This window comes from Nocardia fusca NBRC 14340, assembly GCF_001618425.1.
GTDB lineage: Bacteria > Actinomycetota > Actinomycetes > Mycobacteriales > Mycobacteriaceae > Nocardia > Nocardia fusca.
Genome location: NZ_BDCU01000040.1, coordinates 1 through 22,262, shown reverse-complemented (window position 1 = coordinate 22,262; position 22,262 = coordinate 1). Strand labels below are relative to the sequence as shown.

General features: G+C 63.5%; 17 protein-coding genes and 1 other annotated feature. Of the genes, 6 read left to right on the top strand and 11 right to left on the bottom strand.

Annotation, left to right across the window (positions count from 1 at the left end):
* Positions 1-107: 107 nt before the first annotated feature.
* The 3 genes from NF4_RS25150 to NF4_RS25135 form a co-directional block, all read right to left on the bottom strand.
* Positions 108-848 carry a class II glutamine amidotransferase gene (locus NF4_RS25150; protein ID WP_063129851.1) on the bottom strand — a complete coding sequence of 247 codons (741 nt, stop codon included), beginning with the start codon at positions 846-848 and terminating at the stop codon, positions 108-110.
* Positions 836-1,822, bottom strand: a complete 987-nt coding sequence (locus NF4_RS25145; protein ID WP_232330644.1) for a hypothetical protein — start codon at positions 1,820-1,822, stop codon at positions 836-838. Before NF4_RS25145 ends, NF4_RS25150 begins: the two co-directional genes overlap by 13 nt.
* A 1,174-nt stretch (positions 1,823-2,996) precedes the next feature.
* Positions 2,997-4,240 (bottom strand): IS3 family transposase gene (locus NF4_RS25135; RefSeq protein ID WP_157120570.1). Its coding sequence is split into 2 segments (ribosomal slippage): positions 2,997-3,946 and positions 3,946-4,240, totalling 1,245 coding nucleotides; the frame shifts between segments, so codons are not numbered across the junction.
* Positions 3,825-3,953 (bottom strand) — a sequence feature (AL1L pseudoknot). (Overlaps the previous gene by 129 nt.)
* 459 nt (positions 4,241-4,699) lie before the next feature.
* Between NF4_RS25135 and NF4_RS36850 the strand changes: the two genes are divergently transcribed.
* Both NF4_RS36850 and NF4_RS25125 read left to right on the top strand, forming a co-directional pair.
* Entirely contained in the window at positions 4,700-5,323 is a 624-nt protein-coding gene (locus NF4_RS36850; protein ID WP_084533443.1) for a hypothetical protein, read from the top strand.
* Positions 5,324-5,348: 25 nt separating this feature from the next.
* On the top strand, positions 5,349-6,653 hold the full coding sequence (locus NF4_RS25125) for a DGQHR domain-containing protein (RefSeq protein WP_084533442.1): 1,305 nt from the start codon (positions 5,349-5,351) through the stop codon (positions 6,651-6,653).
* 364 nt (positions 6,654-7,017) lie between these two features.
* On the opposite strand, the gene NF4_RS25120 is transcribed toward NF4_RS25125, so the two are convergent.
* The 4 genes from NF4_RS25120 to NF4_RS25105 form a co-directional block, all read right to left on the bottom strand.
* Positions 7,018-7,851, bottom strand: a complete 834-nt coding sequence (locus NF4_RS25120; protein ID WP_063129848.1) for a phosphoadenosine phosphosulfate reductase family protein — start codon at positions 7,849-7,851, stop codon at positions 7,018-7,020.
* The gene (locus NF4_RS25115; RefSeq protein WP_063129847.1) at positions 7,848-11,426 is read right to left on the bottom strand and encodes an ATP-binding protein; all 3,579 of its coding nucleotides are present in this window, start codon (positions 11,424-11,426) and stop codon (positions 7,848-7,850) included. The genes NF4_RS25120 and NF4_RS25115 overlap by 4 nt, the downstream gene beginning before the upstream one ends.
* Positions 11,423-12,511 carry a DUF4007 family protein gene (locus NF4_RS25110; RefSeq protein ID WP_063129846.1) on the bottom strand — a complete coding sequence of 363 codons (1,089 nt, stop codon included), beginning with the start codon at positions 12,509-12,511 and terminating at the stop codon, positions 11,423-11,425. The genes NF4_RS25115 and NF4_RS25110 overlap by 4 nt, the downstream gene beginning before the upstream one ends.
* A 76-nt stretch (positions 12,512-12,587) precedes the next feature.
* On the bottom strand, positions 12,588-13,745 hold the full coding sequence (locus tag NF4_RS25105) for a cysteine desulfurase family protein (RefSeq protein WP_063129845.1): 1,158 nt from the start codon (positions 13,743-13,745) through the stop codon (positions 12,588-12,590).
* A 426-nt stretch (positions 13,746-14,171) separates the two neighbouring features.
* Between NF4_RS25105 and NF4_RS25100 the strand changes: the two genes are divergently transcribed.
* The 3 genes from NF4_RS25100 to NF4_RS25090 are packed head-to-tail and all read left to right on the top strand — an operon-like array spanning position 14,172 to position 18,546.
* Complete coding sequence (locus tag NF4_RS25100; protein WP_198165470.1) at positions 14,172-15,797, top strand: DEAD/DEAH box helicase; 1,626 nt, start codon at positions 14,172-14,174, stop codon at positions 15,795-15,797.
* On the top strand, positions 15,794-17,665 hold the full coding sequence (locus tag NF4_RS25095) for an ATP-binding protein (RefSeq protein WP_063129997.1): 1,872 nt from the start codon (positions 15,794-15,796) through the stop codon (positions 17,663-17,665). The genes NF4_RS25100 and NF4_RS25095 overlap by 4 nt, the downstream gene beginning before the upstream one ends.
* Positions 17,665-18,546 (top strand): phospholipase D family protein, encoded by an 882-nt coding sequence (locus tag NF4_RS25090; protein WP_063129843.1) that lies wholly within the window; start codon positions 17,665-17,667, stop codon positions 18,544-18,546. The genes NF4_RS25095 and NF4_RS25090 overlap by 1 nt, the downstream gene beginning before the upstream one ends.
* 78 nt (positions 18,547-18,624) lie before the next feature.
* Here the strand turns inward: NF4_RS25090 and NF4_RS25085 are convergent, their stop codons facing one another.
* Complete coding sequence (locus NF4_RS25085) at positions 18,625-18,936, bottom strand: hypothetical protein (RefSeq protein ID WP_063129842.1); 312 nt, start codon at positions 18,934-18,936, stop codon at positions 18,625-18,627.
* Positions 18,937-19,037: 101 nt separating this feature from the next.
* Positions 19,038-20,105: a DUF4192 domain-containing protein gene (locus tag NF4_RS25080; RefSeq protein ID WP_063129841.1), complete on the bottom strand. Its 1,068-nt coding sequence runs from the start codon at positions 20,103-20,105 to the stop codon at positions 19,038-19,040.
* 221 nt (positions 20,106-20,326) lie between these two features.
* Here NF4_RS25080 and NF4_RS38040 point away from each other — a divergent pair, with 221 nt between their 5' ends.
* A complete protein-coding gene (locus tag NF4_RS38040) occupies positions 20,327-20,770 on the top strand; it encodes a hypothetical protein (protein ID WP_157120569.1) in 444 nt (147 codons plus the stop codon).
* A gap of 18 nt (positions 20,771-20,788) precedes the next feature.
* Here NF4_RS38040 and NF4_RS25070 read toward each other — a convergent pair whose 3' ends face one another.
* Together NF4_RS25070 and NF4_RS38770 are read right to left on the bottom strand one after the other, a co-directional pair.
* Positions 20,789-21,484 (bottom strand): hypothetical protein, encoded by a 696-nt coding sequence (locus tag NF4_RS25070; RefSeq protein WP_063129839.1) that lies wholly within the window; start codon positions 21,482-21,484, stop codon positions 20,789-20,791.
* Between the two features lie 55 nt (positions 21,485-21,539).
* On the bottom strand, positions 21,540-21,824 hold the full coding sequence (locus NF4_RS38770) for a helix-turn-helix domain-containing protein (protein ID WP_063129838.1): 285 nt from the start codon (positions 21,822-21,824) through the stop codon (positions 21,540-21,542).
* Positions 21,825-22,262: the final 438 nt, after the last annotated feature.

Genomic DNA, 22,262 nt, shown 5'->3' with positions numbered 1-22,262 from the left:
CGCCGCACCGGCCCGAAGAGGGCAGCGCAGCGGGGCGAGAAATGCAGTGGTCAAGAATCGAGAGGGATCGAGCCCGCCGACGCGGGCGCGGAAGCGAGAAGCCGGCGTCAGCGCAACGGCACGGCCGCTGTACATCTACGAGGGCGGACACAGGAGCAGTGCGGGAAGATGGCTTCGCAGCCGAAGCACCATCCGCAGCGGGTGCAGAACCGGCCCGCCCGGTCGAGGTCCAGGTGCAGGCAGTAGCGGCAGACCGCCCGCCGCATCCGGGTCAGGTAGGCGCTCTTGTAGTTGGTGTTGGAGTACCAGATGCCGTCTTCCCACACCCCGCCCCGCTCGTTCAACACATACGCGGACCGTTGATACGTGGGGTCGTTGGTGAGCAGGACCAGCCTGCTCGGCCCCAGCCACGACTCCAGCCCCCGAAAACCGCGAGGGGTGTCGATCGACCCGAATGGCCAGGTGGGCAGGTATTCCTCCGCCGCGATCCGGGTATCGGAGCGCAAGTCATAGGCGCGCGGCCACACCCGCTTGGGCATGGTCCCGTTGTGCGCCAGCACTGTGCGCGGGTCGCCGCCGAGCCGAAACGGGTGACAATTTTCCATGGTGTGCACACCGCGGGTGGCGTAGCGGGAATGGAACAATGCCGGACTGTGCGGGTAGCGGTCGCGCATGGCCAGGAACCGGTCGATCACTTTCTCCGCGCGCATGCCGCGGCCGACGATGATGCGGCCTTCGGGTTCGGCGATCACGGCGAACCCGTGACCGTGCGGGTTGGCCACCGCGCCGAGGTGCAGCGCTGTCGGATCCGGGGTGATGCCGGCGGGGTAGTAGGTCAGCAGGCACATGCCAGGGCCTCCATCTCCATCGCCAGTGGTGCATACTCCGGCCGGTCGGCGACCCATTCGGCGAAGCGGGACCAGTCCCAGCCGCCCGATCGGATATGGCCGATGGTGAGGTGGCGGGTGTAGTCGATGGAGGCCGCGGTGAACGCGAGAGCCGCCTGCACCTGCCCCACATCCAGAGAGCTCGCGAACACACGCAGCTCGAGCGTGTGACGTGGGTGCGGGTTGATCGCCTGATACCGGTCCAACCCGACCGCATGCTTATGGTCTTTGGCAGTATCACGGGCCCGAGCGCGGGCAGCGCGGTCGAAGGGGGCATAGCGGGAGCGGCGGCGCGCGAGGGTGGCGACCTCGGTCTCGTTGCGGTACAGCAGCTTCATCCACCGATACACATGCGCAGGAGAAGCGAACCCGGCCCGGCTCGCGTGCACATGGAGGCCGACGGTGTCATCAACTGTGCAGCCGAGGTCGTCGAGCTCGCTGAGCAGGGTCCAGGGGAACTCGTCGATCGCGAAGCGATAGGAGAGCGGGTGAGTGACCAGTTCGAAGCCGGTGGGCTGGATCGAGGAATCCTTCTTCAGGTACCCCAACCTGCCCAGCCGGGTCGTGGCCGCGGCGACGGCTTCGCTGTAGCGGTCCTCGGGGACGATGACTTCGAGCTCCAACCCCAAATACAAGGGGCCTTCGCCGTGGAAGCGGGGGTCGGGTTTGTAGCTGTAGGCCCGCACCCGCCCTGGATGCGCGCACAGGTCGCAGGACCCGTTCTCCCGCAACAACGTCCCGCACTCCCTGCACTCGCGGTAGCGGGTGGCCGCGCACTGGGCGCAAGCACGGTAGCCGCCGGACAGATACCGGCCTGCGGCACTGAACCGGTCGCAGCCGAAGCAGCTGTCGAACAACCCGTAGGCACAGTTCGGGCAGACCGGTTCGTCGTGGTCGGTGCGCATCCCGGGACCGGTCAGTTCCGCACAGGCCACGCATGGCTGGTAGCGGGTCGCACACCCCTCGCACAACCGGGCGCTGCCGGTGACGGTGATGAGGTTGAGTGCGGGTTGCCGGCAACTGCCGCAGGAGGCCAGTTCGGTGAAGCAGGGCCGGCAGAGGCCGTCGGAACCAATGAGGTGCCTCGCAGGGTGGTCCTGTCGTTGACAGATTGAGCAGGGGGCTGCTGGAACGGTGTCAGGCATGACGGATGCACCTTCCGGGAACGACGGAAGGCCAGCGCGAATGGCATGGCCTCGCGCCGGCATTGAAGGGGTGAGGTGAGTTCGGGCTGGATAGCCGCGGTTGTTCGCAAGAGGGCTACGTGTGAGCGGCAGTGGTGCGTCGTTGAAGCGGCCCGCGGCCTTGCCGTGTTCGGCCGCTGTTGCGGCGTTGATTGTGGGCTGAAATTTGCTGTGACGGCGACGAATCCCCACTATCGCGTGGCGGAACACGACGTGCGTTGAGAGCGAGCAGGTATGAGATATTTCCACAATCCGTGGGCCACATATCCCCAGGCGCTGGGGATATGTGGGGCCAACAGAGTTAGGGCGCAATGCCCGGTATCAACACCGGTGGTCTCTGTGTGCCGCAGCTCTTTGCGGCAGCTGATGCGGCGAGTGAGTTGATCACCGGCTTGTGCCTCCGCGGCCCACGAGGGCTCTACGACGCGGTGTGACACGCATCATAATAATCAGAATTCATGCAGGTTGAACAGGGAATATAAGTACTTTCCAATAATTCCTGGGTGCGAACCGCCGTCGTTGCGCGAAAGGCGTGCCCCCGCTGATCATCGTGCTCATGGCGATACCTCATCTGGCTGGTGTGCTCATGGCCATCAGCTGCCTCACTCAACTTCCGGCTATGATCGCGATGGTTGTGGCCACTCTGCATCGAGACTCCGCGCGGCGCTCGGACGCCCTCAGGGCGTTGCGGATCCTTTCTTCCCGCAGAGGCGATCGGTGAGACGACCGCGCATTGGCGGGATGGCTGGATACCTTCAGCAACGCACTCGGCAACGTGCGCTTCTGGAAGATGTAGCTAGACAGCGAGTCGTCCGTGTGACCTATCTGCTCCGTGAGCATGCCCCGAAACGAGATCGTCGCGGACTCTGGCGATACGAGGACTATCTCAGTCTGAACCGTCACGGGTTCGGGACCGGCTTCGTGTTCAGACCAGCGCCGGTCGGCGTGGTGGGTTTTGAGCGTAGTAGGCGGACTCGTACTCGGCCGGGGTCAGGTAGTCCAGCCGGGAATGGAGGCGTGCGTTGTTGTACCAGTCGCACCACTCCATGACCGCGAACTCGACCTCGGTGAGGGTCTTGAACAGACGACTCCGGTTGACGACCTCGGTCTTGAACAAGCCGATGATCGACTCCGCCATAGCATTGTCATAGGCGTCCCCGACTGAACCGATGGATGCGGAGAGTCCCTGCAATGCAAGCGATTCGGTGAACTTCACCGACGTGTATTGCGACCCGGCGTCGGTGTGGAATATCAGGCCGGGCTCGACCGGATGCCCGTAGTGATCGCGCCGCCAGAGGGCCATGTTGAGGGCCTTGGACACCAGAGCGGTCGTTTTGCTTGCCGAGGTGGTCCAGCCGACGATCGCGCGCGAGTAGGCGTCGAATACGAACGCCACATACGCCCATCCGGTCCCGGTCGACACATAGGTGAAGTCGGCGACCCACACATGGTTCGGCGCCGCGGCGGTGAAGTCGCGGTTGAGCTTGTCACCAGCACGGATACCGTCCTTCGCCGGGGCGGTCGTTCGTTGCCTGCGTCCTCTGACCACACCGTTGAGGCCGAGTTCGCGCATGAGACGGTCGACGGTGCAAAAAGCCACCTCGTGGCCCTGACGGCGCAGGTAGCGGGTCATTTTGCGGCGTCCATACATCTGTTCGTATGCGCCGTGCAGATCGCGTAATGAGTTCTCCACCAGCGCGTCGGTGATATCACGGTCACACGGTGGCCGGTGACGGGCTTTGCGGTAGGTCCGGGGCGCGATCTGCACGCCGTGCGCCGAGAGCGCGCAGCAGATCGACTCGACGCCGTAGACCTGGCGGTATTCGTCGATGAATCCGACGATCAGCGGTGTCGCGGGTCGAGTTCCCGCGCGAAAAAAGCCGAGGCCAGCTTCAGGATCTCGTTGGTCTGCTCGAGATCTCGGACCTCTTTCCGAAGCCGAGCCAGCTCCTCTCGCTCCGCTGTCGACAAGCCCGACGAGGCCGGCGCACTCGATGACGGCGCTTCATCGAGGGCCTTCTTGATCCACAACCGTAGAGTTTCGTGATGCACGTCGACCAGCGGGCCGATCGCACGCGCAGCAGCGTAGGCGGATCCGTACTCATCGAGCCGTTCGAGGGCCAGACGCACGGCCTTGTCACGAACCTCGGGCGGGTAGCGCTTCGACATGATGGAGACCATCTTCCTCAAAGAAGGAAGCGGCCCCAAACCCGTGACGGTTCAGTCAACTGCAACGGTCGGGCTTGATTTGGATCCACGTGAACAAGGCGGGCCATCGCGTAGCAAGCGCGACGCTACGCGGTCGCAATGCGCTGGCTCGGCTGAGAGCATTCGAGCGCGCGCAAGAAAGCTCGAAGTGCGATCTGGGCTCCTCTCCGACATGAGTTGATACATGGCCCCCTGGTCCAGGTGGACATGAGCCGCTGCGGATTCGCCAACTGGTCCGACTGCTCCCTGGTTTCCGGTGGCGTGAATCGAGCAACGAAACGGAGGCGATCGGTGCCTCCGGGGCGGCCGGTCGGTGTCGAAGTTGATTTCGTAGCTGCGGCGTGCGGAGGCTCAGGGGCTGTCGGCTCCGTCTGGCACACTGGATCATCTGTGCAACAGGATTTTTCGGGAGAAGTGCGTATGTCTGTATCCAGTGCGCCGGGCGGGGACGCGCTGAACCGTATAGTGCACCGGTATCGTGAAGAAGATAGCCCTGCGCTCCCGATCGAGGTCGGTCTGCTTCGTATGCTGGATGCGGCCAGCTGTACGCAACTTGACGATGACCTGCGGGAGTTTGCGTCACCATGGGAGGTCTACGAGGCAACCGGAAATCTGGCCTCTAGCCTTCCCGACGAGCCGGGCCTGTACATGTTCGTCTGGCGGCCTCAGTTTGCGTTTGCGGTGGATGGCCGTCCTTCTTCTCATGGCAGCTTCCCTCAGCTTCTGTACGTAGGACAAGCGGGCGCTTCGAGAACCGGTGACGGCAATACCATCCGTCGGCGGTACAAGGAATACCGTCGTTACTTACGAGCAAGCCCGGAAGCCTTGTGGACCGATACCGAACCGATAACCCGTGAACAGAAGCTGAGCCGCTACCTTCCGCTGCGCCCGATGGAATTTTGGTGCACCACAATCTCCGATCGAACCAAAATCAGAGGTCTGGAAAAGAGGCTCATCCGCTTGTGGAACCCGCCGCTCAACGACTCAGACCGCCCCAAACTACGCGGACGCCTGGGCGCTGCACGAGCTGCCTGGACATCCTGAGAACACTATGCAAGGAAGAGACGCTATGCCCTCCAAGACGTTCGTGCCGGCTTTTGAAGCAAGAGTTGGTAACTGGACCTACTATTCGTGTCTCATGAGCTATGCGGCGGTGGCGCGTGAGATCAACTTCGCGCATGAGCTGGGTGGCAACAAAGATCTAGCGACCATGATCCAGCGGGGGGTCGGTACACGCACAGCTGAGATAACCAACTACCTACTGACAAACGAGAATCGATTCCTTGGTGCGATTATCGTCGCAGCCTGGGGAGGGGCCCCGGAGTACCTTCCGCTGGAGATGGAAAAAAACTCCGAAAATGGTGATGTACTGGCAGGGATGGACCGCAACTTTGGTGTGCTCACTTTTGACGGCACCCATCAGTTCTTCGCGCTGGACGGGCAGCATCGTTTGAAGGCAATCAAGGATGCGGTTAAGCGGAATCCAGAGTTGGGGCGTGAGGATATTAGTGTGATAGTCGTCCCGCATTTCGATGATGACGCGGGGCGCCGTAGGACTCGCCGTCTCTTCACTAACATCAATCGCAACGCGGTTAAGACAACTGCTCAAGAGAACATAGCTCTCGATGAAGACGACGGGTTCGCAATCCTTACTCGCCGACTGCTGGATGACCATCCCTTTCTGGGCCACGACAATGTGGTGCAGGTGTTCAACAAGGTCGGCCATGATGGCGAACTCAAGCTGGCCACCCGCCAGGTCGGCGTCACGGGCACTGCCTGGACGACGATCGGGATACTGTACGACCTGGTCACCAACCTTGGATACGGCCTCCACGACAGTATGAGCAAGATCTCCCAGCGGGCCACGGATGACATTCTCGATGAGAGTTACGAGATAATCGTCAAACGTATCGACGAACTTCTTGCTGCCTGCGGAAACGTCCGTAGTCGCTACGAGGCCCATCCGGCCCCGAGGGACCTCCGCGCGCCTAAGGGGCGTGATGGCGATGGGCATCCGTTCATGCGCCCTGCGGTCCAGATTCAGGTGGCGAAGGCCGTCCGTCACATCATGGACCAGCGTCTGCTTGAGTGGCCCGAACTCCTTCGTCGACTGGGAGAACTGGACTGGAAGATGACTTCCGCGCCATTCTCATCAGTATGGCAAGACACGCCTGGTGGCAATCGCGCTGGCAAGATGATCACTGCAAAAGAGAACAACGAGGCCCTGCATCAGCTACTCCTCGCGCACTTGGCGCCGAACTCTCGCGCACAGATTGAACGCGCGTTGCGAAACTATCGCAACCTCAAGAACGACCGATATCCGGTAGCGATCGACGAGCTGGCGAAGAGACTACAAATCTCTGAAACTCGATGAATGGCAACAAACCAGGCCAGGTCGCTCGCCATCCAGTCAGTTGGTCGGCCGCAGGCGAACCAGTAAGCCTGTCGGCCACCCGTCGGAATCGGGACGCTCTGAGCCCATAAAGGCGGTGTTGTCCCGACCGGGCGGCACTTAGGGGCGAGAAACCCTCTCGTCAGTCGTCAGTGGCAGTCCGTCGCATGCCTTGAGTGTCGGTTAAGTCAAGACACAGGGCATGATCTGATTAGGGCCCGCGACGAGAGAGTGCGAACGGTCGGTGGGGCTGGGGCCCTCCGCTTTCGTGGAGGGCCCCAGTAATGCGAGGGACCTGAGGGTGTTTCGCGGCTGCTCCGAGTGTTGGACTTGCACCGGCACCCCGTTACAGATGGCAGACCGAGCAGCCTGCCTCATCGTCGTCTTCGTCGAGTGCGTCGTTCAGTACCTCAAGGAGGGGTCGGTTGGGTTTGATTCGCCGGGCGGCGCGTTCCAGGGCTACCTGGTGTTTGGCCTCGATTTCGTCCTTGCGGTCGATGAGTTCCGGTAGCGACTCGCCTTGTGACCAGGTGTAGTTGCGGCCTTTCATGGCAGTGTGGCGGTAGCGGGCCTTTTCTTCGTATTCGACTGCTCGGTCGAACAGTTCGGGGTGCCGCTCTTTGAGGCCGACCCACTCGTGCTTGCGCTGGAAGAAGCAGAAATAGCAGCCGGAGCGGGTGCGCCATTCGTAGTATGCGGGCAGGCCGATGCCGGCCTCGTCGAGAATGCGCATGACGCCGTCTTTGTCGATGTCATCCTCGCGGAAGGGAAAGACAGCTTCGATGTTCGGTTTGGTGCTGACGTATCCGAGTCGGTTTTCGTCGGCTCGGATCGCGACGTAGGAGATGACTCTGTCGTCGCCGACCCATTCTTCGAGTGGTTTGATCTTGAGGTTCTTGGTGCACCAGCGCATCTGGGGGCTGGGGAGGGTTCCCTGGTAGACCTGCATCCAGTGGTCGAAGTCGCGATCGGCGTTGAGGCGCACGATGGGTTTGCCCAGGGCGGCTTCGAGGCGGTTGAGGTACTCATAGGTTTCGGGGAGTTCGGCGCCGGTGTCGCAGAAGAAGTACTCCATCTCGGGTACGCGGTCGCGCATGTAGACGGCAAGTGCCGAAGAGTCTTTGCCGCCGGAGATGCCGAGTACGTGCCTGACCTTCTGGGGGTTGTCTGTGTCGGTCACTTCCGGTCCTTTCGTTCGCTTGCGGCGATCGTGACGTCGGCGACGCGCTGCGCGAGGGCGGCGAGCAGGATGCGTGCGCCGTCTGGACCGAGTATCTTCTCGGCCTGTTTCACGGCATCCGCGGCCATAGTGTCTGCGTCGTTGCGGACCTGTGCCGGTATGTAGATCAAGGTGCGCTGTTCGACGCCGCTGCTGTCGGTCAAGGTCAACAACTGCGCGTCGAGCTTTTCTTCCGGACCGTGCAATTCTTGGGCGGAATTATGGAGGTGCCCGACGCGGTCGAGCGCGGAGGCCATGGCCCGTGCCTTCTGCGGGAAGGCGTCGGCTTCGCGGTCGTCCCAGTCGCCGAGCGCAGAGTTGGTCAACCGGACGACGATCGGATCGAGCCAGTCCTCGTCCTCGAGACTCTCGCTGAGAGCGAAGTCGACGAAGCCCCGCAGCTCTGATGTCAGGGCTGCGTCGCTGAATCCCTGAAGTCGGGCCGCGAGCTCGGAGCGAAGAGTCGGCAGCGTCGCGGGCAGGCGGAACTCCTCGGCCAGAGAACGCACGACGTCGGTGCGCAGTTCGGTGTTGATGGAGGCAAGCTCATCGGCTGCTGCCGTGAGACGGTCGACATACGTTTTCGCAGCCTCTGCGTCTACCCGCGCGTCAGTGGCGATTTCGGGCAGCCCTAACGTCCTGGGCAAGGCGTTGAAGATCAGGTCGTCGGGGTCGAGCGCCTTGGTGATGGTCGCACGCACAGCTTGAGCGTCTGCCGAGATGTTCTTGGTTGTCCTGCCGTACTTGTTGAGGCCGGCTACGCGGGCGATCAAAGCACGGGCCACGGGAAGGATGTCGGGGTTGCGTACGGCCTTGGAACGCGTCGGCTCCACGCCGAGTGAGACCATCAGCTTCTTGAGGACGCTACCACGCTGGCCCTTTCCGGCCGGGGTGCACTTGATCGAGAAGCGCGCCGGGGCTTTGACGAGACGTTCAACCACCTCAGGAGCAAGTCGCGGAAGGTAGGTACCCTCCTCGAACAGGGCGACATCGTGCTGGCGAATGACCAAGGCCGGGATCAGAAAGACAGGAACGACGCCAGCTTTCAGTCCGAAGGGCGGACTCATCAATACCCGGATGACCTGCTCGAGGCTGGTTTGCTTGGTGGCTGCCGTCAAAGTCTCGTTCAAAGCATTCCAGGCCGGCTGGGCATGTTCGTGGCCCGGGCCCGGGGGCGAGAAACCGTAGGGGAGAAGACTGTCGTGCTGAGTTTCGGCCTGCGTCACTCCATTTTCTCGATGCAGGCCGAGGTAGGCGAGTACACCGCTGTACATAGCGCGTTCGGCACGGTATCCGTCGTTGAAGCCGAGATTCTTCTGCGCGGACCCAGAGAGCATGGCCCCCAGCAGTACGCCGCGGGCCTGGGCAGCTTGACTTGTCAGGACATGACGGCCGAGCATCTCGTTGCGGATGTGCGGCGTATGCGGATATACCGCCTCGCAGGCCAAGGAGACCAGCCCGTTGAGGCTGCGCGCTCGGAGATTTGAGGCGTCAGGCTCTGCGGCGGGGGCGATTCCACTGTGCCACAAACACCACGACGCCTGGGCCGACGGTGGATAGAAGGCTTCTTGGACCAGATCGAGTAGTTCGGCCTCGGCTTGCACGATTCGTTCGGTGATCTCGCGTCGGGCAACATGGTCGAGGTCGTGCTCGTTGCTGAGTTCTTTCAGCGCGACCAGATATTTCGCTGTTGCGACCACTGATTTCGGGTCGGGGGTCGTACCGACGAGTACCGGCAGGGATGAGTCGACGTTCGGTCGGTCGGCGTCGGTACCGAGGTGGAAGATGAGGAGACCGTCGGCGGGTTCTTTCAGGTTGTCGGGAGCGGCGATGCGGTTGGTTTCCGGCCCGCTGACCGCGGAATAGAACACGCGCATCATCCCGGTGACCTGGCTGTGGCGTCCTGCGACGAAGGCCTGTGGGACGAAGTCGCCGAGGCGGCGAATTACCGATACCTCGTCGAGGTGAGCGGTGATCTCTTTGAGCCGGCCGTCGATATCGACATCGGTGCCCTGCCAAACGCGGTACTCGCCGCTGAATTCGCGACGAACGAGCAGGCCCTTCTTGACGAGGCCGGTGAGTCGTTCTTGGAGGGCGAGGAAGGCGTCGGGATCGTCCACCTCGGTCGGGTTGTGCAGGGCGAAGTGGATCATCGGTGCCGTGGCGCTGAGGACGCCGTCGGAGTCGATGAGGTTGAGCACTCCGACGGTTTTGACGATGTCCTGGTCGGCGTCCGGAAGGCCGTTCGCTTCGCGAATGCGCATATCGACTTCGATCCACCGGGTTGCGTTGACCGAGGCGAGCAGGGTCGTGCGACCGGAGTTCAGGAAGTAGTCGTAGAGCTGCGGCAGCTGCACCGTGCCGGCGGTGTCGGTTTTCTGCTTGGAGTGACGGGCCAGCGTGTATCGGACGGTGTTGGGTTCGCCACTGTTGAGGAATCCGGTGAGGCTGCGGTCGTGCTGCCCGATCTGCGCGGCGAGGATCGGCGCGGCCAGAGCGGTGAGGGGGTGCAGCGGGTAGAGGTCCGCGAAATGCGCGGGCCCGAGGTCGGCGAGGACCCCGAGGCCGTGCTGAGTCCAGATGTCTGCGGATGCCTCCGCCGACTTGGCGATCAAGGCATGTCCGGAGCGGCTCACGTTCGAATGATCGAGGGCTCGGCGCAGGAGCTCTAGGGAGTCCCCGTGGTGTGGGACGAAAGTGATGTCTTCGAAGCGGCCCTGGATCTTGGCCCATTCCCGGGTCTTGAGCTCGCTCGACCGCGAGGCGTAGTCCATGAACGACAGGTGCTGCAAGGTCATCAGATAGACAGGCAGCCCTTTGGCGCCGGCGGCCTTCTCGGCGAGTTCTTGTAGCAGGAACAGATCGTGCTGTGCGCCGCTGAACTCGTTGTGTCCGGCGAGGTGCTCGAGCGTCTTGCCGAACTCGTCGATGACGAGAAGAAGGGGTTGTCCGTCGGAGGTCAGGACGGTGACCGCCTCGAGGATTTCCTTGGCGCCCGCAGAATCCGGGTCGGCACATCTGTCGAGCGCCGCGGCGACCGGTTTGGGAATGCGCTTGCCCCAGCGCCGCTCCGCGGCGGTATGCAGGGCGCGGGCAAGCGTCACCACGAGAGGTTCGCGGCGTGCGGTGGCTACACCGCCGAGGAACCCTTCTGCGGTCGCGGCGTCGCGTGCCGTGCCGAGACGCTGCGCGAGTGCGGGGCTGGCCTCGTTGAGGATGCGTTCGGCTTCCTTGCGTCGCTCGAGGTCTTGTCCCAGTAGCGCGTCGATGAAGTTGGAGAGGGTGGACTTTCCGGACCCGTACGGTCCGGTGAACGACCATGCCCTGGTGCGTCGATTGTCCGCGATTGCACTGGCGACCCGTTCGATGACGTCGACGGCCTGGGCGCCGACGTAGGGGTCGTGCAGGGAGTCGCGGACGTCGCGCTCCAGGTTGGTCGAGCGCATGTGCGAGCCGACGAGTTCGATACCGGCGGGGAAGCGTGGCGTAGGACTGGTCACGCTGGTGCGGGGGCGCGTGGGCGATGCGGTGGTCACGCGGTCTCCTCGAAGAGCGACTCGGTGTTGTCGGACGTGGTGGCGTGTTCCCTGTGCTCGGCTGCGGTCAGCTGGGGGAATCGTGCGGTCCATTCGTCACGGCTGGGAAATCCGGGGCGGCGGGTGACTCCGCCGTACTGTTCGTCCAAGACTTCCCATGCCAAGTCGAGCGGGTCAGCGGCGAATGTGAGGCTGCGTTGGCCGACCGTCTCGGTCAGGTTGAGCAGCCCATGGGTTGCGGTGACCTTCTTCAGGGCATTGACGATTTCGTTCTCCCTCACCCGGAATGCGCGACCCGGAGAACCGGGTTCGTTCGCGAGGCGGGCAACAGAGATCGAATTGGCCTGACGTGTGAACGTGGCCGCGTAGTCGAGGCAGGCGTAGGCCAGGACTGGTGCAGGCAGGGTGGTGCGGTGCCCACTGGTGAACTGCCATTCGGGTTTCCCGCGTGTCCCGACGAACGTGAGGAGGTCGAGGTCCCGGAAGGGGCAGGCGAGTAGGTCCTCGTAGTTGCCCGGGGATCCGGCTTTCTCCGGGGCGGTCCGGGCGTACATCTTGGTCAGACAGTCGATGTCACGGACGATCGAAGCTTCGACCGGGCTCTCCTTGTAGGAGAAGTTGACATGCCGGACCACGACCTGGGTCAGGTCTGCCACCGTGAATCGGGAAAATGGAGCGAGGTGGAACGCGGTGTACCAGGTAGGCGCGTGACTTTTCGCCCCGGGGCGAGAGGACACCAGCCACCAGTGCAGCAGCCACAGGCTGCCGTGCTCCTCCAGATACGGGTCGGCGCCGTCCTCGTCGAGGAGCCAGCGGGCCTCCCACGTCGGGTAAGCGAACTTCGACCGGGCACCGGGGGCGGGGTAGTGCTCACGAGTCAGCTTGAACGCGCGCGACCAGTACCGCATCGCGTAGACCATGTTCTTGCCCACGCCGAACAACACGGGCGCATCGTCGGCGAGGAACGCGCTGGGGTCGTCTCTGACCTGCACATACGACTTGTGTAACCAGCCGAAGCGCGGCGCGAAGGTTTCATGGCGCGCGAAGGCGAAATGGGCAGCATCCGCGAGTCGACCGTCCGACATCCGAACCTCTCTGTAGTCCAATGGTTTGCTCTGGCATGGCGCGGGCCGTGGCATGGTCCGACCCGAAAGGTTCGGGCTATGTCATAGCCGAACGGACCTGCGCGACGGCCCGCACGACGGCCTGTGCTGCATGCTCGATCTCGGAGCTGGTGGTGGCGTGCCCCAGCGAGAAACGGATAGTGCAATCAGCGTCTTCTCGCGACAGTCCCATCGCTAACAAGACATGGCTGGGAGTCGGGGCACCGGACGAACAGGCGCTACCGTCCGAGGCTGCGACATCGGGCATAGCGGCCAGAACAGCGTCGGCGGGAACACCAGGAAATGTGATGCTTATCACGCCGGGTAGGCGTTGGTCGGGTCGGCCGTTGATCCGGCAGCCGGGAACGTTCCGGAGCAGTTGGCTCTCGAGCCGGTCGCGCAGCACAGCGATTCGTGCAGCCTCTTCTTCCATGCTGATACGCGCTGCCTCAGCAGCGGCACCCAGCCCTGCTATCCCGGCGACGTTGAGAGTGCCTGCACGCCAGCCTCGTTCCTGCCCACCGCCGTGAAGCAGTGGACGAAACAGCACGCGCGCTCCGCGGCGGACGTAGAGGGCGCCGACGCCTTGCGGGCCGCCGAACTTGTGAGCCGACAGCGACAGGAAGTCCACATCGAGTTCGGCGACATCCACAGGGAGTCTCCCGATGACCTGTGTGGCGTCGGTATGAATCACGGCACCGGCCTCATGGGCCGACTTGGCAGCGATCCGGATATCGGTGAGAACGCCCGTCTCGTTGTTCGCGGCCATCAACGACACTGTGCCGCCGGAACGCGCGGCAAGGACCCGGTCGAGGGCGCTGAGATCCACCAGGCCGTCCGCGGCGACCGGCAATAGCACGAGGTCATCAGGGTGGTCGCGGGTCAGAGCCCGCGCTGCGGCGAGCACGGCCGGGTGCTCCACGGGGCTTGTCACCAGCGATCTTCCGGCGGTGTAGGAGATCTGCAGGGCCAGGTTGTTCGCCTCGGTGGCTCCGGAGGTGAAAATGACTTCACCAGGTGAACAATTGAGGAGCCCTGCTACCTGCCGGCGAGCCCTGTTAACCTTCTCCGCAGCGCGACGTCCCGCGCCGTGCAGACTAGAGGCATTCCCGACCGTTTGCATCGCGTCGACAGACGCGGCGAGTGCCTCGGGGCGGAGTGGCGCGGTGGCATTGTAGTCGAGGTAGGACTCGCCTGCCTCGATTGGTCCGCCCATTGTGGCTACCCCTTCCCGGTCGTTATGCACATCAATCTACTCCTGGTGGAAGTCTCTCCCCACTGTCGGGGTTCCACCAGGAGCATATGGGGATCCTAGCCGGAGAGCGAGCCCTGCGGGCGGGTCGGCGCATCGAGATGCCGGCCCCTGACCCCGCGGACCGGAGTCCGCCCGCGATGTGGCGCTTTGGATGGCCCCGAAGCGAGCCTGGTGGGCCGAAAGCCACTCTCTGCCAAGTTTATTCGCTTGCGTTACCCTGGCTGTCGGTGAGCGCCACTAGGATGGCATGCGCGCTGAGGCGTAGCGGATCGGCACATAGGGATGGTGTGCCCGGCGCGCCCGACTACGAGGTGGGAGACCGATGACGGCGATCGCGTCGAATGGTGCGTGCGTGCACCGCCGTTCGCAGCGGGGATGGGAGGGGCAGTGACGACATGGTCACCGGGCATCTCCTTCAAGGAACTTATCGCGGCAGCGCCGATGCCCTATATCCGGGAGCGCCTCGGTGACCGGCTGTGCGCGCTTCTCGATCTGCTCAATGGTGGTGCGGCCGACAGCGATCGACTCCGCGCGGTCGCCTCGGTCAATATCGACCTTGAGCGGCTGGTGGCCGAGGACGTCGAGCGCAGCACGCTACTCGCAATGTTTCCCGAGCCGAAACAGGTCGAACTGGTGCAGAGGCTCGGTGCGCTCGTCGACGGTCGGCAACCGCTGGATTGCCTGCGTGACCTCGACTGGACAGCGGAACAGCGACGCGAACTCCTCGAGTTCCTGGGATTGACGGTCGACCGTGCGCCCTGCCTTCCTCCGGCGTACAGCGTGCAAACCGATCCGGACTATGCCCTGTTTCCGCATCAGCGGCGCGCCGCGGCCCGGGTGAAGGAACTTCTCTACGACAGCCCAAGGCGGGTCGTACTACACCTGCCCACCGGCGTCGGCAAGACCAGAACGGGCATGAGCCTGATCTGTGACCATCTGCGGCAGAACGAACCGACCGTGGTGGTGTGGCTGGCCCACGGGCGTGAACTCCTGGAGCAGGCTGCCGCCGAGTTCGACAGGGCCTGGGCGAATCTCGGCGATCGACCACTGTCGGCAGTCCGGCTGTGGGGCAACACCCCGGCCGCCCTGGACGGCCTCACCGACGGCCTCGTTGTCCTGGGCCTGGAAAAGGCCGTGTCCGCCGCAAAAACCGACCCACAATTCCTGACCACACTGGCGGCCCGCAGCACGCTGACGGTGTTCGATGAGGCGCATCAGATCATTGCGCCGACCTACCAGGCTGTCGTCGATGACCTGACGATCCGCTATGACGCCGGGCTTCTCGGATTGACTGCCACTCCCGGGCGGACATGGGCCGATATATCCAAAGACGAAGAACTCTCCGAGTACTTTTCCCGGCAGAAAGTCATGCTGGAGATCGAGGGCTATACCAACCCGGTCACGGCTCTCATCGAACAGGGCTACCTAGCGAAACCAGAGATGCGTACCGTGGCCGCCGCGGCAGGGATGCACCTGTCCGTCCGCGAGCAGCAACTCCTGGCGAAGTCATTCGACATCTCGCATACGATGCTGGCCGAGCTCGCCCAGGACGAGCAGTGGAACCTCAAGATCATCGAGACGATCACCGACCTTCTTCAGCAGCACAATCGGATTCTGGTATTCGCGGCATCGGTGGAGCACTGCCGCCTGATTGCAGCCGTGTTGTCTGCTGCCGGGGTCGATGCAGAATTCGTCACGGGTGAATCCTCCCCGCGGCACCGGGGGCAGGTCATTTCTCGTTTCAAAGGGGCCGGTCGGCGCCCCATGGTCCTGTGCAACTTCGGTGTCCTGACCACCGGATTCGACGCGCCGGCAGCGAGCGCGGCCGTGATAGCCCGGCCCACCAAATCCCTGGTTCTCTACAGCCAGATGGTCGGCCGGGTGATCCGTGGACCGAAGGCCGGCGGCACCGCCACCTGCGAAATCGTTACCGTCGTCAACCCGGAACTGCCCGGATTCGGCGACGTGGCAGAAGCATTCACCAACTGGGAAGACGTATGGGAGACAGCGTGACCAGCGAAGACGGCAACTATCGGATCGTCAGCCCCACGCTGACCGTCAAAGCCATGCGAGACAGCGGCTACAAGAACACCGCCTATGCCCTCGCGGAACTAATCGACAACAGCATCGACGCGCAGGCTGAACTCGTGGAGGTCTTCGCCTGCGAAGCGCCCGTGAAGGCCGGATCGCGCACCAGCTACCGCGTCGAGAAAATTGCGGTCCTCGACAACGGCGAAGGCATGGATCCCCCAACGCTACGTCGTGCGCTCAAGTACGGTGACGGGCGCGGCGCCGATCCCACGCGCATCGGCCGCTTCGGCATGGGGCTGCCCAACTCGAGCATGTCACAGTGCACCCGACTCGACGTCTGGTCCTGGACCAACGGGCCAGCCAATGCCATGCACACCTACCTCAGCCTCGAACAGATAGAAAAGGGCCAGGCTGACGATGTACCTGAGCCCACACACCAGCCGCTGCCGGCCTATTGGCATGACCTCAGCGAAGGACTCGGCCCCACAGGCACCCTTGTCGTCTGGTCTGAACTGGACAGGGTCAACTGGTACGGCGCCGCAGCTACCCTGCGGAACACCGCGGACCTGATCGGCCGGATATACCGGCACTACATTAATGACGGCCGTGTCGAAATCCGGCTGGCACCGGTCCGCAACGGGGAGGTCGTCGACAGCGCCCTCAAGCGGGTAGAACCCAATGACCCGCTCTACCTGATGGCTTCCCAATCTGTCCCAGAGCCGTTTTCGGGCAAACCGATGTTCATGCCGCACTTCATGGGCAACGAAGCCGAGCCAGGTGTGGAAAACATCCCGGTAACCCACAACGGCAAGAAGTACACCATTACGGTTCGAGCATCGATTGCCCGGCCCGAGGCTCGTCGCGGCGACGTGGACGGGCACCCATGGCCCGCCGGAATGAGTCCCACTGCCGACGCTGGCCGGCTGCCGTGGGGTAAGCACGCCGGCCGCAATATCGGTATCTCGCTGGTCCGTCAGGGACGAGAGCTCGAGCTCGACACATCATGGGCGATCGGATACGACCCCACGGAGCGGTGGTGGGGCATCGAGGTCGAGTTCCCACAGGAGCTCGACTCGGTCTTCGGGGTGACGAACAACAAGCAGAGCGCCACGGTGTTCTCGTCGCTGGCGCACTTCGACTGGCGAGCCCACGCCGAAGCGGGCGAAAGCATGAAAGAGTTCAAGCAGCGACTCGAAGAGCTCGGAGACCCCAGGCTTCCGCTGATCGACCTGGTTGAACACCTGGAGAACAAGCTGCTCAAGAGCATGCGCAGCAAGCTGAAGCAGCAAACGGTCGGTAACCGCAAGGGTAACAAGCGCTACAGCGACGACGTCGCATCCAGGGCAACCGACACCGTCAAACGCCGTGGAGCGGAGGGCTACACCGGCAAGACCGATGACCTGGACAAAGACGCTACCGAAGAGAGCAAGCGGCACGAACAGGTCGAGTCCCTCACCAAGTCGCACCATGTCGACGAAGACACCGCCAAGTCCATGGTCGAGGAAGCCCTCGAACAGGACTGGCGGGTCCGATGGATCTCCGGTTTCCAGGACACCTCCGCGTTCTTCAGTATCGACCTGATGGCCGGGATGCTTCAGGTGATCTTCAACAAAAGGCACCCGGTCCACAACCAGCTGATGGCGGTCCTCGAGGAAGTACCCCAGGATGCCGACGCGGACGATCTGCGTGACCGGCTCAAACAAGCAGCCGAAACCTTCAAGCTCCTGCTCTTCTCTTGGGCTCGCATGGAGGACGAAACCTACCCGGACAAAGACCGTGAACGGATCGCCGACGCCCGACGAGAGTGGGGCCGATATGCCCGCGACTTCGTAGACGGAGGGACCGACTAGTGACCGACTCCGCCCATATCTGGCGGCAGGTCTCAGAACTCGTAGCAGGAGCTCGCGAGCAGGTCACTCTGGTGGCACCGTTCATCAAAAAAGAGGTCTTGGCCGCCACGCTCGCTATCGTCCCTGGCGCCGTCGAGAGCATCACATGTGTGACCCGCTGGATCCCCGAAGAGATCGCGGCCGGTGTCTCCGACCCCGAGATTATCGAACTCGCGGCCGAGGACGAACGCCTACATATCGCGTTGTGCCCGCGTCTACACGCGAAGCTCTATCTCGCCGATAATCTGTGCTTACTCGGGTCGGCGAACCTGACCGGCAAGGCGACAGGGCTGGCGCCATATTCCAATATTGAGATCCTGGTCGAGGTCCCCGCAGACCACGCCGAGGTCAGCCGGGCGCTCACCGACATCCAGATGCAAGCGATCCAAGCATCACCGCACATGGCGGAACTGGCTCGAAAGCAAGCTGATCTACTGAAAGCCGAGCCAGAACACTCCCCACGACAGGAGTGGTACCCGGTAACACGGCGCCCGGAAGCCGTCTACGGATACTACTGCGGGCGGGCACAATACAGCCGATCGGTCGAAGCGGCCATTCTCCGAGACCTGGCGTTCCTCGGGGTCCCGCCCGGGCTACCCGAACCCGAGTTTTCCGCCTGGATCGAGGCTCGGCTGCACGCCATTCCCCTCCTGAAGCCTCTGGCAAATGGAGGGACCCTCACCAACGTGGAGCTGCAAACCGCACTCCAGCAAAGCACCGGCATGACCGACGAACTCGCCAGGAGGGCAACCGAGACGATCGCTGCATGGTTGCGAAAGTTCGGTCGCTTCTACACAGATGTCGGAACATGGGAGATCCGGCCAGGACAAGAACTGACCTGAAGTACGTTCGCCGGGACTGCGTATGGGGCGGACAGGCGGATGACGGGTCCTCGGATGCAGAGCTTGGTCTCCGGACTGTCAGCCGGGGCCATCGTAGTCCCGGGGGAATTCGGGGACTTCCACGGCGAAGCGCATGCCCATGCCGGAAGACAGACGGGTCCCTTCCCACACGGTCGTCATCCGGTACCGCGCCTCACCGCCTTCTCGCCGGTCGCGCATCCAGACCTGCACAATCCGCTTTCGCGCACGTGAGATCTGGGACTGCCTGATGTACTGGACCAAGTCGTGGAAGTCATCAAAATTCGGTCCGAACGCGTGCCACTGTGTATTGAACTCATTGCGCACCAGCAGCCGCAGCGGCAAGTGCACAAGGCGAAACTCCTCCGACATGCAATCTCCTCGGCTGGAAGTCAGGGCTAGATGCCCAAATGGACTCGGCGGGGTGCCACGGGCTCGGCTGCTCCTGCCTCATGCCGCCGAGACAATCGCGGTTACAGCAGGTCGGGGAGCGCAACCGGCGAGATCTCCACACCGGCCGTGGCCAGGGCATCGCGGGCGTGCTGGGCGAGAAAGTGCAACTGGTCGGCGGGCAGGGCGCAATCGAGTGCGGTGCGCAACAGCGCTGCCAGGCTGTTGTAGGGGTCGGCGGTGAGGGCCGCCTCGAGCGCCATCCCTGCCAGGGTGCCCTCCCCCCGGTGATAGGTCAGGAACGCCAGTACCGCCGCGGCACGGGCGCGATCCTGCCCGGTCTGCGTGCGAGTCAAGGTGAGTGCTACCTGCTCGGCGGCGTTGGAGTGGACCGTGCCGGCCAGGGCGAGTGCGGCGTCGCGGACCGGGGTGTCGCGCCAGGCGACGGCGATCTCGGCGAGTGCACGCGGCCCGGGTTTCCCACTGGCATTTGCCGTGGCCACATTGTGCAGCATGGTTCGGATCCGCAGGCGGGTACGCGCGCCCGCGTCACCTTGATGGAGGCGGGTTTCGGCGTCGGGGAGATGCTCGGAGATCTGCTTGCCCAGTGCGGGCAGCGGGGTGAACAGGTCTTTGAGGGTCCGTCGGTCGGGTGCGACCGACCCGCCTCGGTAGACGCGGTCGACCGCGGTGACGGTGGTCGATGGATCGGGAAGCCGCCCGGCTCGGTGGGGTGGGCGCAGGCTGTGCCACCGCTGCCCGGCGGCGATGCGGTGCACGGTCCAGGCGCCTTTGACCTCGATACCGGACTCGGCGAGCCGATCGTGCACAGCGATCACGACGGCGTCGTAGGGGTGCAGCGGAGGCTGCCGGTCGTCGATGACGAAAACGAGGACCGCGTCGGCGCTGTTGGTAGCAGCCGCTGTTGCGACGGCGTCGGCCATGTCCTGCGGGTCGTGCAGGTCGGAGCGGATCACCGCGTTGATGGCAGCGATGCGCCGGTTGGGCTCCAGGCCGAGTAGCGCGACGACCAGGGAACGGTGAGGGACGAAACCGAGGATCGCGGGTACCGAGGCCATGAATTCGCCCGGATCGTCGATCCATACAGCACGGTCCGGCGTGGTGGTGGCATAGCGATTTTTGTCGAGCATGACTTCCTCTCGTGGGACGGGGCCGAGTGCATGCAGGCGCGACTCAGGACAGGAGGAACTTTGTGGGGGATGCGTTCAGGGGCGTAGAATTTGGGTCGGGGAAGCATCAGGCTGGCAGGCTGGGATAGGAGCCTGTGATGCCTAATCCGAGACGCGGAGCGAAGTCGCCGGAAGTCTCTGAACGTTTGGAACGGTCCCGGGATCGACTACGGCAGCGCCGTGTGCGGGAGCGTCAGCGGGAGAAAGAGATCAAAGCGGCAGTCGCGGAACACATCGCTGCCTGGCAGGCGATCAACGCGATCATCACGCGCCGTGACTTTGAGATCGAGCAGCTTCGAAACCGGATAGCTGAACTCGAGGCTGCGGCCACCGAACAGGTGGAGGTGCAGCGTGATCGGCAAGCCAGCGCTGTCGCGGCGATCAAACACCACGGCGACCCCGACGGCGATATTGCCGACCTGCTCGAAATCACACCACGGCAGGTCCGGCAACTGCTGGCCGCAGCTCGCAGCAAAGCCGACATCGTGGGCGGCAGCCCGCCACGTGCTCCTGCGGGCGCTCCGAAGACTACGCAGTCCGGAAAGAATCGAAATACTGCTCCTGGCGATGCTGTCAACGAAGAGAGCGAAGCTCAGATAGAGGCGCCAAGCGGGAATCCGACGTGAACCGCTAGGGCATCGATGTCACGCCCGGGCGTAGTGCCCGGCGCTCCATACGAACCACTGGAACTGTCCCGGTGCGAAACCCTGCCGCGCCGGGATGGATGGGGCTGGTGAGACCGGCCAGTACGCGAGACCGCAACGGTGGCAATACCAGGCTGAGCTCCACACCGCCCACGCTGCCGGACGGCCCCGTCGGATCTTGGCATTGTCGCGAGCACGAAGCGCGGCGAACAACAGGACAATGCCAGCAGGTGCCGCGATGCACCCCAGAGACAGGCTTGCCGAGATCACCGCTTTCCATAGTGGGTGGTCAGCGACTGTGGCGACGGTCGGTGCGATGAAAAGCAAGGCGGGGATGAGGAGGAGTAAGCCCCACTTGATAAGGGTGCCGAGTGGTTGCTCTCGGGGCCCCAGCGGCAAAGCCCGTACGAGGGCGCTGGTATTCGTGCGCTCGATGTCGGAGGTGCCGATGACGGGTACGAACCCGTGGGTGGAGATGCCGACGCCGGTGTGGTTGGCGCTGCTGAAGCTGGTGGACACACCGTCGGCGTGCAGGGCAGGAACGCTTTGCACGAGATCGAGACTGTGGCAGTGCGGGCAGGTGATATCGGTATCCATGCGGATCTCCCCCTCGTCCGCCCGGAAACCGACAACGCTGGTGTGAGGCGAAACAGATTGCAGGGCACTCGGAAGAACACTGGTCGTATCATCCAACACTGGTTGCTCCTTGATGTCGAGACACTCGCTGCACCCGCTTCTTTCGAGAAGGCGTTCAGAAGGCGCGGGAAAGATCGGCTTCCGAACGGGTGGCCCCCGGAGATTCGGTGGCTCCGATCTTGCTGATTGGAGGGCTCGAAGACGCCGGTGCCGGCGTGGGGATGGTGTCGGCATCGCGGAGGATTCGGCTGATGGTGGAGCGGTTCTTGTTCAGTTCGGCGGCGATGCGGGTCGGGTTCCAGCCATCGAGGTGATGGTGCTGCAGTGCTTTGGCGACCAGAGCGGGGTCGCGGCGGCCGCTGGGATCGCGTGCACACAAGGCTTGCGCGATCGCGGTCACCTCCTCCTGGTTCAGCGCTCGTCCGGGCGTGCGGCCGGGCTGCCCAGCGTGCGGCGTGCGCGCGCGAGCGCCAGCTGGTGCGTGCGCACGGCGGCGAGATTCGGCTGCCGAGGATCGGGTGTTCTGTTGCGGTGTGCCAGGGTTGTTGCGGTGCGTGGGCGCGGTGTTGGTGCGTGCGCTGGAGTGGGCGAGTGCAAGCAGTGCGACGGTGGCCTGGGCCATTTCTCTGCACCAAGCAAGACACGCCGGGCGGCCATCGGTTCAGATCCGAAAGGAGGCCGACGGTCTCGCCGTTGCGCCTCGCGCGGCGACCTTCGGATCTCCACGTCAGAACGTGTCTTGGTCGTGTCCACGCTTGGCCAAGGCTGGCGGTGAAGCTGTGAGCTACCGTCGCGCGCCAGTTCGGCAGGGTTGATCTGGCCGTGTACGCAAGTAGAA

What these genes read in the sequence shown, in the direction of transcription:
- NF4_RS25125 (WP_084533442.1), top strand. Translation starts at nt 5,349, where the DNA reads ATGCCCTCCAAGACGTTCGTGCCGGCTTTTGAAGCAAGAGTTGGTAAC.
- NF4_RS36850 (WP_084533443.1), top strand. Translation starts at nt 4,700, where the DNA reads ATGTCTGTATCCAGTGCGCCGGGCGGGGACGCGCTGAACCGTATAGTG.
- NF4_RS25085 (WP_063129842.1), bottom strand. Translation starts at nt 18,936, where the DNA reads ATGTCGGAGGAGTTTCGCCTTGTGCACTTGCCGCTGCGGCTGCTGGTG.
- NF4_RS25105 (WP_063129845.1), bottom strand. Translation starts at nt 13,745, where the DNA reads ATGGGCGGACCAATCGAGGCAGGCGAGTCCTACCTCGACTACAATGCC.
- NF4_RS25110 (WP_063129846.1), bottom strand. Translation starts at nt 12,511, where the DNA reads ATGTCGGACGGTCGACTCGCGGATGCTGCCCATTTCGCCTTCGCGCGC.
- NF4_RS25150 (WP_063129851.1), bottom strand. Translation starts at nt 848, where the DNA reads ATGTGCCTGCTGACCTACTACCCCGCCGGCATCACCCCGGATCCGACA.
- NF4_RS25080 (WP_063129841.1), bottom strand. Translation starts at nt 20,105, where the DNA reads ATGCTCGACAAAAATCGCTATGCCACCACCACGCCGGACCGTGCTGTA.